The 12,417-nt window shown below is 74.6% G+C and carries 12 protein-coding genes; 6 read left to right on the forward strand and 6 right to left on the reverse strand.

Features of this window, described 5'->3' with window-relative positions:
• Positions 1–35: 35 nt before the first annotated feature.
• Positions 36–596, reverse strand: coding sequence for a MarR family winged helix-turn-helix transcriptional regulator (locus tag FHR36_RS18795; protein ID WP_253798716.1), 561 nt, complete (start codon positions 594–596; stop codon positions 36–38).
• Positions 597–717: 121 nt separating this feature from the next.
• Here FHR36_RS18795 and FHR36_RS18800 point away from each other — a divergent pair, with 121 nt between their 5' ends.
• Positions 718–1,992 (forward strand): MFS transporter, encoded by a 1,275-nt coding sequence (locus FHR36_RS18800; RefSeq protein WP_253798719.1) that lies wholly within the window; start codon positions 718–720, stop codon positions 1,990–1,992.
• A gap of 129 nt (positions 1,993–2,121) precedes the next feature.
• The gene (locus FHR36_RS18805) at positions 2,122–3,504 is read left to right on the forward strand and encodes an FAD-binding oxidoreductase (protein ID WP_253798721.1); all 1,383 of its coding nucleotides are present in this window, start codon (positions 2,122–2,124) and stop codon (positions 3,502–3,504) included.
• 31 nt (positions 3,505–3,535) lie between these two features.
• Here FHR36_RS18805 and FHR36_RS18810 read toward each other — a convergent pair whose 3' ends face one another.
• Positions 3,536–4,513 carry a DNA polymerase III subunit beta family protein gene (locus FHR36_RS18810; RefSeq protein WP_253798723.1) on the reverse strand — a complete coding sequence of 326 codons (978 nt, stop codon included), beginning with the start codon at positions 4,511–4,513 and terminating at the stop codon, positions 3,536–3,538.
• A 207-nt stretch (positions 4,514–4,720) separates the two neighbouring features.
• Between FHR36_RS18810 and FHR36_RS18815 the strand changes: the two genes are divergently transcribed.
• The 3 genes from FHR36_RS18815 to FHR36_RS18825 all read left to right on the forward strand — a co-directional run bounded on the left by FHR36_RS18815 (position 4,721) and on the right by FHR36_RS18825 (position 7,880).
• Positions 4,721–6,316, forward strand: coding sequence for a dolichyl-phosphate-mannose--protein mannosyltransferase (locus FHR36_RS18815; RefSeq protein ID WP_253798725.1), 1,596 nt, complete (start codon positions 4,721–4,723; stop codon positions 6,314–6,316).
• A gap of 3 nt (positions 6,317–6,319) precedes the next feature.
• The gene (locus FHR36_RS18820) at positions 6,320–7,084 is read left to right on the forward strand and encodes an ABC transporter permease (protein WP_253798727.1); all 765 of its coding nucleotides are present in this window, start codon (positions 6,320–6,322) and stop codon (positions 7,082–7,084) included.
• Positions 7,085–7,292: 208 nt separating this feature from the next.
• Positions 7,293–7,880, forward strand: a complete 588-nt coding sequence (locus tag FHR36_RS18825; protein WP_253798729.1) for a TMEM165/GDT1 family protein — start codon at positions 7,293–7,295, stop codon at positions 7,878–7,880.
• 21 nt (positions 7,881–7,901) lie between these two features.
• Here FHR36_RS18825 and FHR36_RS18830 read toward each other — a convergent pair whose 3' ends face one another.
• The 4 genes from FHR36_RS18830 to FHR36_RS18845 form a co-directional block, all read right to left on the reverse strand.
• Positions 7,902–9,083: a peptidoglycan-binding domain-containing protein gene (locus tag FHR36_RS18830; RefSeq protein ID WP_253798731.1), complete on the reverse strand. Its 1,182-nt coding sequence runs from the start codon at positions 9,081–9,083 to the stop codon at positions 7,902–7,904.
• Between the two features lie 162 nt (positions 9,084–9,245).
• Positions 9,246–9,746, reverse strand: coding sequence for a SigE family RNA polymerase sigma factor (locus FHR36_RS18835; RefSeq protein WP_253798734.1), 501 nt, complete (start codon positions 9,744–9,746; stop codon positions 9,246–9,248).
• Positions 9,747–9,819: 73 nt separating this feature from the next.
• Positions 9,820–10,671: a hypothetical protein gene (locus FHR36_RS18840; RefSeq protein WP_253798737.1), complete on the reverse strand. Its 852-nt coding sequence runs from the start codon at positions 10,669–10,671 to the stop codon at positions 9,820–9,822.
• A gap of 158 nt (positions 10,672–10,829) precedes the next feature.
• On the reverse strand, positions 10,830–11,765 hold the full coding sequence (locus tag FHR36_RS18845; protein ID WP_253798739.1) for an AraC family transcriptional regulator: 936 nt from the start codon (positions 11,763–11,765) through the stop codon (positions 10,830–10,832).
• 135 nt (positions 11,766–11,900) lie between these two features.
• Between FHR36_RS18845 and FHR36_RS18850 the strand changes: the two genes are divergently transcribed.
• The gene (locus tag FHR36_RS18850; protein WP_253798742.1) at positions 11,901–12,410 is read left to right on the forward strand and encodes an anthrone oxygenase family protein; all 510 of its coding nucleotides are present in this window, start codon (positions 11,901–11,903) and stop codon (positions 12,408–12,410) included.
• The last annotated feature ends 7 nt before the right edge of the window (positions 12,411–12,417 follow it).

Consider the following 12,417-nt stretch of genomic DNA (forward strand, 5'->3'; position numbering starts at 1 on the left):
GTGCTACCACGCCCCGGCCCCGGGCTTCAAACGGCTCAGTCGAGGTCCTCGGTGCGGCCGAGGGCGTCGGGCTGGGTCTGCTCGATCCGGCGCAGCATCCGCGAGAGCAGGCCCGCCAGCGCGCCGCGCTCCTCGGGCGCGATGTCCTGGAGCAGGTCGGCCTCGAAGACGGCGGCCATCCGCATCAGCTCCAGCCACTTGTCGCGGCCGGTCTCGGTGAGCTCGATGATCACCCGGACCCGGTTGGCCTCGTCGCGTTCGCGGGTGACCAGGCCGTCGGTGACCATCCGGTCGATCCGATGGGTCATGGCGGCCGGGGTGAGGCCGAGCCGCTTGGCGAGGTCGCCGGGGCCGAGCCGGTACGGGGCGCCGGCGAAGACCAGGGCCTTGAGCACCTCCCACTCGGCGGAGGTGATTCCCAGCACAGCCAGCTGGCGGCCGTAGGCCACGTTCATCCGCCGGGAGACCCGGGACAGGGTGGAGACGATGGTCTCCACCTGGGGGTCCACGGTCGGGAACTCCCGCTGATAGAGGGCCACTTGCTCGGCGATGCCCAGTTCGCCGGCGTCGGCGGGTGCTGGTCTGCGTGCGCTCATGCCGGTCATTCTTCCACGCATCCTGCAGTTGTTAAGCCTTTGACGCTTCAGGCTTCCACCTCGTAGAGTTTAGCTCTGAAATCTTCCAGGATGAAGTTCTGAGACCTAAAGGGGTGTGCAAGTGAAGCAGCGGGGCGGCCGCCTGCGTCGCGTCCAGATCGGCAACGCGCTCAGTGCCTTCGGCAGCGGGTTCACCTTGCCGTACATGTTCGTGTACGTGGACCAGGTGCGGGGGCTGGGCTCCGCGGCGGCCGGCGCGGTGTTCACCGTGTTCGCGCTGGCCGCGCTGGCCGTGCTGCCGTTCACCGGCCGCGGCATCGACCGGTACGGTCCGCGCCCGGTGCTGCTGGCGGGATCCGCACTGGCGGCGACCGGCGCGTTCGCCTTCGGGCAGGCCGCGACCACCCCCACCCTGCTGATCGCCTCCTTCCTGTTCGGCGCGGGCGTCACCACCTGCCAGCCGGCGCTGGCCACGATGATCGTCCGGCTGACCCGCAAGGAGCAGCGCTCGCACGCCTTCGCCCTGCAGTTCACCCTGGTCAACCTGGGCATGGGCCTCGGCGCCCTGGCCGGCGGCCAGATCGTGGACGTCGCCGAGCCGGCCAGCCTGACCCGGCTGTTCACCATCGAGGCGCTGACCTTCCTCGGCCTCGCCGCCGTCACCGGCACCGCCCGGATCCCGGCCGCGGCCGAGGAGAGCGCCGACGGTCGCAAGGCCGCCGAGCCGGTCGGGCTGCGCGCCCTGGTCGCGGACAAGGCGATGCTGCGGCTGTGCCTGCTCGCCGGGCTGATCTTCTTCACCTGCTACGGCCAGTTCGAGTCCGGTGTCGCCGCCTTCGCCACCGACACCGTCGGCACCGCCCCGGCCACCCTGGGCCTGGCGATCGGCGCCAACGCGCTGACCATCGTGGTGCTGCAGATGTTCGTGGTCCGGATCACCGAGCGCCGCCGCCGCACCACCGCGATGGCCGCGGCCGGCGTGGTCTGGCTGGCCGCCTGGGGCATGGCGCTGGTCGCCGGCCTGATCCGCTCCGAGGCGCTGGCCGCGACCGTGGCGATCGTCGCGATCTACGCCCTGTTCGGTGTCGGCGAGTCGCTGCTCGCCCCGACCCTCGGCCCGATCGTCGCCGACCTGGCCCCGACCCGGCTGCTCGGCACCTACAACGCCGGCTACGCCCTGGTGAAGCAGATCGCCGTCGCGGTCGGCCCGGCCGTCGGCGTGCTGCTGGTCGGCTCCGGCACGTGGCCGCTCTACCTGGCCGCGATGGCGCTGTGCACGCTGCTGATCGTCGCGCTGTCCTTCCGGCTGCGCGGCCACCTGACCCCGGCCCAGGACAACGTCCGGGTGCTGACGGTCGCTCAGCGACCGGTGCGGGAGCTGCGCACGGCGGCCTGACGGTCGGTGACACCCGCGGCCCCCGCGCCGCCCGGCCCCGGCCCCCGCGCCACCGCGTGCGGGGCCGGGGCCGCGGGTTTACGCTCGAACGGCGTAACGTCGGAGCGGGCCGAGGCGAGGTGTGCCGCCATGACATCCGATCTTCTCGACGACCGGGCGCTGGACGGCCTGCGCGCCGGCTTCGCCGGGGCGCTGCTGGTGCCGGGCGACCCGTCCTACGACGAGGCCAGGACCGTGTTCAACGGCATGGTCGACAAGCGGCCCGCCGTGATCGCCCAGTGCGAGGGCGTTCCGGACGTCACCGCCGCCGTCGCCTTCGCCACCGCCCACGAGCTGGAGATCGCGGTCCGCTGCGGCGGCCACGGCGTCACCGGCTCGGCGCTCACCGACGGCGGCCTGGTGGTCGACCTGCGCCGGATGAACAGCGTCCAGATCGACCCGGTGGCCCGGGTGGCCCGGGTCGCCGGCGGCGCCGTGATGGCCGACCTCGACCGCGCCACCCAGCCGCACGGCCTCGCGGTGACCGGCGGCCGGGCCTCCACCACCGGCATCGGCGGCCTCACCCTGGGCGGCGGATCCGGCTGGCTGGAGCGGCGGTTCGGCCTGATGTGCGACAACCTGCTCGCCGCGCAGCTGGTCACCGCCGACGGCCTGCGGGTACGCGCCAGTGAGCAGGAGAACCCCGAGCTGTTCTGGGCCCTGCACGGCGGCGGCGGCAACTTCGGCGTGGTCACCGAGTTCACCTTCGGCCTGCACCCGCTGCCCGCGCTCTCCGTCGCCCTGCTGATGTGGCCCGCCGAGAACGGCCTCGAACTGGTCCGCGCCTACCGGGACGTGATGGACGCCGCGCCCGACGAGGTCGGCGGCGCCCTGATCTTCTTCACCGCCCCGCCCGAGCCCTTCGTCCCCGAGCAACTGGTCGGCCAGTTCGCCTGCGGCGTGCTGATCACCTACACCGGCACGCTGGAGGAAGCCCGGCCCTGGATCGCCCCGATGCTCGGCTACGGGCACCAGGTTGAGATCATCACCGAGATGCCGTACGCCGACCTGCAGTGCATGCTCGACGACCCACCCGGCTTCCGGAACTACTGGTCGGCCGAGTACCTCACCGGCCTGCCCGAGCCGGCCATGGAACTGTTCGTCGACCGGGCCCGCGAGATGGTGATGGGCTCGCCCACCCAGGACGCGGTCTTCCCGATGGGCGGCGCGGTCGCCCGCGGCCGGGCCGACTTCCCACTGCCGTGGCGCTCGGCGCCCTGGGCGGTGCACCCCTTCGGCCTGTGGGACGACCCGGCCGACGACGAGCGCGGCCGGACCTGGGCCCGCGCCGTGGTCCAGGACCTCGCCCCCTGGTCGGTCGGCGCCACCTACCTCAACTTCGAGAGCGACGAGAGCGACACGGTGGCGGTCCGGGCCCGCGGCGCGGGCAACGCGGCGCGGCTGGCGGCGGTCAAGGCGGAGTACGACCCGCGGAACGTCTTCCACCTCAACCACAACATCCACCCGGCCTGACCGGCCCGGTGCCGGTCAGCCCCGGTGCCGGTCAGCTCGGGGCGATCGGCATCAGCAGGGAGTAGGTGTCGGCGCGCTCGGGGAAGCGGATCGCCAGCGGCGCGATCGGGCCGCCCAGCTCCAGGACGAGCTGCTCGCGACCGCCCGCCGCGACCGCCTCCAGCAGGTAGTCGCGGTTGACCCGCACCTCGAGCCCGTCCGCGGCCAGCACCGCCACCCCGTCCTCGGCGGCGCCGCCCGACGCCAGGTGGGCCCGCAGCTCCTCGGCCCGCAGCTCCAGGCGGTGGGTGGTCTCCAGCCGCGCCAGGCGCCGGTAGTCGGGGTAGTCGGGCCGCTCCTCGTCCGCCCGCTCGGCGGCGAGGACGTGCGTACCGGCCCGGACGTCCAGCCGGGCGTCCGTCACGGTCAGCTCCACCTTCTCGGAGCCGCCCAGCAGCGGCCGGACGGCGTCCACCAGCGCGGTCGGGAGCAGCACCCCGACCGCCGGGCCCTGCTGCGCCGCCGGCGCGGACGCCACCGCCAGCCGGTACCGGTCGGTGGCCACCAGCCGCACCACCCCGTCCGCGGGGTCGGCGTCCAGGTACACCCCGGCGATGGCCGGCGCGCCCGGCTCGGCGGGCGCCGCGAAGCGGACGGCGTCCAGGGCGGCCGCCAGCGCGGCGGCGGGGACGGTCAGACGGGTCGGTTCGGTCATCGGATGCTCCCTCGGCTCAAGTCGTGCACGGACCGCGGAGAGCTCGCGCCGGGCGTCGGTGAGACCGTCCTCCAGGCGACGCAGATGCCGGTCGAGGGCCTCGCGTGCGACCGCCGGGCCGCCCCGCAGCACCTGCTCGATACCGGCCAGCGGCATCCCGACCCGGCGCAGCCGGGCGATCAGCCGGGCGTCGGGCAACTGCTCCGGGGCGTACCAGCGGTAGCCGGTCCGCGGGTCCACCCGGGCGGGCACGAACACGCCCGCGCCGTCGTAGAACCGCAGCGCGCTGACGCCGAGCCCACTGGCCCTGGCCATCTCGCCGATGCTCCGCATACCGCTCTCCACGCCGAGGACTCTGGTCCCTCGACCAGGTCGAGGGTCAACCGGTGACCCACCGTAGTACCGCCCCCGGACACCGCGCGGGCCGTCCGACGCCGCCCGGTGATCCGGCAGGAACGGTCGGGCAGGCCGTAGGATCCGCCAGAAAGGCGACAAAGTGTCAGGGGAACGGGGCGGCGGGGTATGGCGCAGGCGGTAGTCACCGACAGACCGGTACCGGCGGCGGCACCGTCCCCGGCGCCCCGGCGGGACCGGTGGGCCTGGTTCGGGCCGCTGGCGGTGGCCCTGTTCGCCGGGCTGCTGCGGTTCTGGAACCTCTCCTACCCGAACGCCTTCGTCTTCGACGAGACCTACTACCCCAAGGACGCCTGGTCGCTGCTGCACCAGGGCTACGAGGGCGTCTGGCCGGACACCGCCAACACCGACATCCTGGACGTCCCGCAGATCGTCCCGCTCAGCCCCGCCCCCGAGTTCATCGCCCACCCGCCGCTCGGCAAGTGGGTCATCTCGCTCGGCGAGTGGGCGTTCGGCCTGCACCCGTTCGGCTGGCGGGTGATGGTCGCCCTGCTCGGCACCGTCACCGTGCTGATGCTGGCCCGGATCGGTCGCCGACTGCTCGGCTCCACCCTGCTGGGCTGCACCGCCGCACTGCTGATGGCGGTGGACGGCCTGCAGTTCGTGATGAGCCGGGTCGGCCTGCTCGACGGCGTCCTGATGTTCTTCGCCCTGGCAGCCTTCGGCTGCCTGCTGATCGACCGCGACCGCACCCGCCGGGTGCTGCGCGCGGCCGGCGCCGAGGGCGGCCGGGCCGGCGACGAGGTCCGCCTGGGGCTGCGGCCCTGGCGGCTGGCGGCCGGCCTGCTGCTCGGCTGCGCCTGCTCGGTGAAGTGGAACGGCGTGCAGATCCTGGCCGTCTTCGGCCTGCTGACCGTGCTGTGGGACCAGGCCGGGCGGCGCGCCGCCGGCGCCCGGCACCCGTGGCGCTCGATGCTCCGCCGGGACGCCGGACCGGCCTTCCTGTCCATGGTCGGCGCCGCCGCCGCGGTCTACCTGGCCTCCTGGTCCGGCTGGTTCGCCACCGACGGCGGGTACGACCGGCACTGGGCGGACGGCCGGGCCGGGCTCTCCCCGCCGCGCACCCCGCTGGTGAACATCCCGCTCCCGCAGGTGCCGATGGGCTGGGTGCCCGCGCCGCTGCGCAGCTGGTGGCACTACCACGCCCAGATGTACGACTTCAACACCGGCCTGTCCTCGCCGCACACCTACCAGTCCAACCCGTGGAGCTGGCTGGTCCAGGGCCGCCCGGTGTCCATGTACTGGATGCAGCCCCCGCAGGGGCAGCAGGGCTGCACCGCCGCCGAGGGCTGCGCCAGCCAGATCCTGGCGCTCGGCACCCCGCTGCTGTGGTGGACCGCCTGCTTCGCCCTCGCGTACGCGCTGTGGCGGTGGTTCTTCCGCCGCGACTGGCGGGCCGGGGCGATCCTGGCCGGGGTGGCCGGGATCTACCTGCCCTGGTTCCAGTACCAGCACCGGACGATCTTCTCCTTCTACATGGTCGTGCTGGTCCCCTTCCTGTGCCTGGCGGTGGCGATGATGCTGGGGGCGCTGCTCGGCCCGCCCGGCAGCCCGCCGAGGCGGCGGCGCTGGGGCGCGGCGGCGGCCGGGCTGATCGTGCTGGCGATCGTGGCCTGCTTCGCCTTCTTCTACCCGCTGTACACGGCGGAGGTGATCCCGATGTCCGAGTGGCGCGCCCGGATGTGGCTCACCAGCTGGATCTGACCGGTGGCCGCCGCACAGCTGCTGCCGGTCACCCCGGCGCTCGGCGCGGCCTGCGCGGTGCTGCTGGCGGCCGCCGTCGCGGTGGCCGGGTGGGGCCTGCTCGGGCATGGCTGGGCGGTGCTGCGGGCCGGGGCGCGGGCGGCGGTTCAGCTGGCCGCGGTGGCGCTGGTGATCGCCTGGGTGGTCGGGTCGCTGTGGACGTCCGCGCTGTTCGTGCTGCTGATGTTCACGGTGGCGGTGCGCACCGCCGGGCGGCGGGTCACCCGGGGCCCCGGCTGGGCCTGGGCGGGGCTGCCGATCGCCACCGGGGTGGTACCGGTCCTGGTGCTGCTGCTCGCCACCGGGCTGCTGCCGCCCAAGGGCCTGTCGGTGATCCCGGTGGCCGGGATCCTGATCGGCGGTGCACTGACCGCCACCTCGCTGGCCGGCCGGCGGGCCCTGGACGAGCTGCGCACCCGCCGCGGCGAGGTGGAGGCGGCGCTGGCGCTCGGCTTCGAGCCGCGCGACGCGCGCCTGGAGATGTGCCGCACCGCGGCGGCGACCTCGCTCGTCCCGGCCCTCGACCAGACCCGGACCGTGGGGCTGGTCACGTTGCCCGGCGCGTTCGTCGGCATGCTGCTGGGCGGCGCGACCCCCGTACAGGCCGGTGCCGTCCAGCTGTTCGTGCTGGTGGCGCTGCTCGCGGTGGAGTCGGCGGCGATCGTGGTGGTGCTGGAACTGGTCGGCCGGGGCCTGCTGGCCGCCGGGGCGGCGGACGGCGTCGGGTAGGGTGGACGCGTTGAAGGGGAGTAGCCCTCCACCGGACCGTCGACATACTGGCGCGCTCTTCGTGAGCGGCCCGGCGCCCGGGACACCCTCGCGGTGTCGGCGAGACCTTCGGCCGCAGTGCTGTGACCATTGACCAGTGCTGGCGGGCCGAGGCGTCCCCCGACGGAGCTCCGGTCCGGCAGCCCGAACCGAGAGACCTGCCGCTTCGATGAACCCCCTGACGATCGCCGCGCTCACCTTCGGCGTCATCTTCCTCGCCGAGCTTCCCGACAAGACCGCGCTGGCCAGCCTGGTGCTCGGCACCAAGTACCGGGCCGGCTACGTGTTCGCCGGCATCGCCGCCGCGTTCGCCCTCCAGGTCGGCCTCGCACTGGTGGCCGGCAGCCTGCTCGCCCTGCTGCCGCAACGCTGGGTCGAGGGCGTGACCGGACTGCTCTTCCTGGTCGGCGCGGTGATGTTGCTCTGGCACCGCGACGAGGAGGACGACGGCCACCAGGGCAAGGAGCCGTCCTCCGGCTCGTTCTGGAAGGTCGCGGGCGCCAGCTTCGCGCTGGTCGCGGTCGCCGAGTTCGGCGACCTGACCCAGATCATGACCGCCAACCTGGCCGCCAAGTACGCCGACCCGCTGGCCGTCGGAGTCGGCTCCTGGCTGGCGCTGTGCGCCGTCGGCGGCATCGCCATCCTGGGCGGGCAGAAGCTGCTCAAGCACGTGCCGATGCGGCTGATCGTCCGGGTGGCGGCCTGCGTGATGCTGGTGCTCGCGGCGGTCAGCCTGGGGCGGGCGGTCATCGGCTGAGCCGGCCCCGCCGACGCGGGATCAGGTGTAGTTGGTGAGAGCCTTGCGGGTGGCCGGCCCGCACCAGCCGTCCTCGCCGGACACGGCGGCGAGCCGCTGGAAGTACCGGACGGCCTGCTCGGTCTTCTTGTCGAAGGTGCCGGTGACCAGCGAGTCGTCGTACGCCCAGTACATGGCGTCGACCAGCTGCGTCTGGAGCAGGGTCACGTCCTGGCCCTGGTCGCCGCGGCGCAGGTCGCGGGGGGAGGGGGCGGCGGTCGGGGTGCTCGCGCTGGGGCTCGGCTTGGGCGCGCTGCTGCTGGGTGCGGTGGTGGCCGGGGCGGCGGGCGCGGTGGTGGCCGGCTGCGGGGCCTTGGAGGTCGGCGGTCTGCTGGTGCGGGTGGAACTGGCCGGGGCCGGCGAGGCGCTGAGCGAGGGGTCGGTCGTCGGCACGCTCGGGCCCGGGTAGGGCAGTCCGCTGTCGGTGGGCGCGGGCAGCGCCCGGTCGGAGTGGTCAGCCGGCGCCGGGTTCAGCGCCAGCGCCAGGCCCGCGCCGACGGCCGCGAGGCCCACCGCCGCACCGACGATCACCAGCCGCCGCTTGCCGGCCTGCTGCTGCTGGGAGCGGCGCTCGGAGCGGGAGAGCGGGGGTTGGCCGTCCTCCTCGTGGAAGGCGAACATGCCGAGGTCGCTGCCGCGCGGCCGCCGGTCGTCCTCCCACGGCTGGTCCACGTCCACCGGCTCCGCTCCCGGCCCGGCGTGGGGCTGGGCGGGGTACGGCTGCGCGGAGTGGGCCTGCGGGGCGTACGGCTGGGCCGGGGCGTGACCGGGTACCGGGGGGAGGTGGCCCGGCGGCGGGGGCACCTGAGCGGGCACCTGAGTGGGCATCGACCCGGGCTGGGCCGGGATCAGCGCCGTGGCCGCAGACGGTGACACCGGCGGCGCCGGGGGCGCGGCCGGCTGCCGCGGGACCGGGCCGGTGACGATCGGGGGCGCGGTGACCGGGGGTGCGGCGACCGGGGGCATCACCCGGGTGGCGAACGGGTCCTGGGCCCGTCCGGCAGATCCGGGCTGCTCCGGCGGCGCCGCCGCCACGTACGGGCGGACCAGCGGCGGCCCCTCCATCGAGGGGAGCACGGCGGTCTCGGCGCTGGGGTCCGAGGAGCAGTAGCAGCCGCTCGCCGTCCGTGCCGCACCGCAGCGGGGGCAGAGCTCTGCCGGCATGGGCCGGTCCTCCTCGGGTCGCAATGAACGGCCTGATTATGCAGCAGTGGAATGAGCGGCGACAGGGACGGGCGATGGTCACTGGTGCCCTTGTCCCATTTGATGGTGAAACGGCTGCCGTGAACGATTGGTGAAGGTGCCGACAGGCGGTGGTGAACGGCCTCAGCCGAACAGCATCTCCCGGTCGGAGCCCAGATGGGCGCGGAGCACCGCCAGGGAGCGCATGCTCTGCGACTTCACGATCGCCGTGCTGACCCCGAGGATCTCCGCGGTGGTCTCCACGCTGTGGTCCTCCCAGTACCGCAGCACCACGATCGCCCGGTCCCGCTCGGGCAGCAGGGTCAGCGCGTCGAGCAGGGTGAGCCGCACCGCCGTGGTGTCCCGGCCGGGGGCGGGGCCCTCCGGCAGCGCCGCGGTGGCCAGTTCGCCGCTGCTGCGCAGGCGGCGGTGGTCCAGCAGGGAGTTGAGCAGCACCTTGCGGGCGTAGACGAACGGGTCGCCGTCCCGGCGGTTGATCCGCTTCCACGCCACGTACATCTTGGTCAGCGTGGTCTGGGTGAGGTCCTGGGCCAGGTGCCAGTCGCGGCACATCAGGAAGGCGATCTGCCGGAGGCGTCCCGCGCCGGCCTCGGCGAACGCGGTGAAGTCTGCGTCGTCGCGCACTGGTTGAAGTCCCGATCTGTCGTACGGAGTGGGGGAGGCGCCGCGGCCCGGGCGGACCGCGGCGCCGGGCGGGTCAGTGGAGCTCGGGCAGGTGGGGGAAGGTGCGCTCCGCGGACGCGGCCAGCCCGCCGTCCACCTGGGCGCTGATCGACGGGTCCCCGGCCAGCGCGATCGCCTGGGGGACGGTCAGGGCGCTGATGCCGGGCGGGTTGGTCGCCCCGTCCCAGGCCAGGCAGGTCCCCACCAGCACGGTGACCAGCAGCCCGTCCTGGTGCGCCACCGCGACCTCGGTGTTCTCCACACAGTTGCCGGGCACCGTGGACACCCGGACCGGCTGGCCCATCCCGTCGGTGTAGCACTGGGTGTCCGCCGCCGGCCGGCAGCTGAACGCCCCGGCCTGGCCCGGGTACGTCAGCACCCGCACCATGCCGGTGCCCCGGCCGGACGTCAGATCGAGCTGGACGCCCGGCTCGTTGCCGGCCGCCGCCGCGAAGCCGCCGACGTGCTCGACGCTGCGCGGGAGCAGGTCGAGGACGGTGGCGAGCAGCGCCGGCGCGGTCATCGGGACCCGCTTGCCGCTCATCGCCGGCGGGACCCGCGGCCAGTCGCTGCCGCGGACCGTCGAGGTGGGAGCGGGTTCGGGAACCCCGCTCGGGGCCGGGCCCGGTCCGGTGCCGGGCGTAGGGCCGGCGGAGGTGCCCGCCGGGCCGGCGGCGACCCGGGCGGACTGCGCCGGGCCGAGAGGGCCGACCAGCAGCACCAGGACGGCGGCGGCCAGGGCGGCCGCCGACCCGCCCAGCGCGGCGAGGTTCCGCCGGCGGCGGACGCGGAGCCCGTCGCGGGTGGCGGTGGCCACCAGATCTCCCAGCGGGGGAGCGCCCTGGTCGGACAGCTCCCTGGCCAGGGCGGTACGGAAGTCGTTCACGGTAAGTCCTCGGTCTCACCCGCACGCCGGCCATGCGGGACCCGCTCCTGCGCGGGGCTCTGACCCTCATGACGGGTCGGGGCGCCGGATCGGTGGCAGCGGACCGGAACTTCTTTCCGGGGACGGCGGCGGGCCGGCGGGCGGCGGGTGAGGCGGGGTCAGCCCGCCGCAGCCCGGTACTGCTGCGGGCTGACCCCGCGGACCCGCTTGAACGCGGCGCTCAGCGCGAAGGCGCTGCCGTAGCCGACCCGGCGGGCCACCGCGGCGAGGGTGGCGTCCGGTTCGGCCAGCAGGTCGGCGGCGAGGGCGAGGCGCCAGCCGGTCAGGTACGCCATCGGCGGCTCGCCCACCAGCTCGGTGAACCGCCTGGCCAGCGCCGCCCGGGAGGAGCCGACCTCGGCGGCGAGCCCGCCCACCGTCCACGGCCGGGCCGGATCGGCGTGCAGCAGCCCGAGCGCCGGACCCACCACCGGGTCGCCGTGCGCCCGGTACCAGGCCGGCGCCGCGCCGGACGGCCGGGCGAAGTGTGCCCGCAGCGCGCTGATCAGCAGCAGGTCGAGCAGCCGGTCGAGGACCACCTCCTGCCCCGGCTCGTCCCGGCCGATCTCCTCGGCCAGCAGCGGCAGCAGCGGCGAACTCCACTCCTCGGCGGTCAGCAGCAGGACGGCGGGCAGCGCGCGCAGCAGCCGGCCGCTGACCTCCCCGCGCAGCTGGTACGTGCCGCTGAGCAGCACGCTCGCCGCGTCCGGCGCACTCCCGAAGGTCCGCACGCCCTGGTCCAGCTCCTCGCAGAGCAGCTGCCCGTCCGGCGTGGTCGACACCTGCCCGGGATGGATCACCACCTGCGGCCCGGTCGCCGGGTCGTCGGCGACGGTGTACGGCTCGGGGCCGCGAACCACCGCCAGATCGCCCGGCCGCAGCCGGACCGCCGACCCCCGGTCGGGGACGAGCCAGCCCTCGCCGCGCGCCATGGACAGCACGGTCAGCGGCGCCTCGTCGCGAATCCGGACCGCCCACGGCGGGTCGAACACCGACCGCAGCAGAAAGGCTCCCTGCGCCCGGGGCCCGGACAGCAGCGCACCCAGAGCGTCCATGCCGGCCAGCCTATGCCCTCGCCCCGCGCGGTGGAGGCTGGACGTCCGCGCATGCGGCCGAGCGCCTCGGCCATGGAGCCCGCCGGCCCAGGCCGATTGACTGACGGTATGACACAACGTACGGGGGTTGTCGGAATGTCGGCTCTTCGCATCGCAGTCCTGATCGCGGCCACCCTGGCCACCGGCCTCAGCGCCGGACTCTTCTACTCCTACGCCTGCTCGGTGATGCCCGGCCTCGCCCGGGCCGACGACCGCAGCTTCGTCGAGGTGATGCAGCGGATCAACGTCGCCATCCTCAACGGCTGGTTCATGCTCGTCTTCCTCGGCGCGCTGCTGCTGATCCTGCTCGCCGGCGCCCTGCAACTCGGCGGCGGCAGCCGGGCGGTGCTGCTGTGGACCGTCGCCGCGGCGGTCTGCTACCTGGCGATGCTGGCGATCACCGGCGCGGTCAACGTCCCGCTCAACAACCGTCTGGCAGCAGCCGGTTCACCCGACAGCGGGGCCGACCTCGCCGCCGTCCGGGCTGCCTTCGAGGCGACCTGGGTGCGCTGGAACGTGGTCCGCGCCCTCACCTCCACCGCCGCCTTCGCCTGCCTCACCGGCGCGCTGGTCCTCGCCGCGCGCACCCCGGCCGGCGCACGCTGAGCGGGGG

This window comes from Kitasatospora cinereorecta (assembly GCF_024172095.1).
GTDB lineage: Bacteria > Actinomycetota > Actinomycetes > Streptomycetales > Streptomycetaceae > Kitasatospora > Kitasatospora cinereorecta.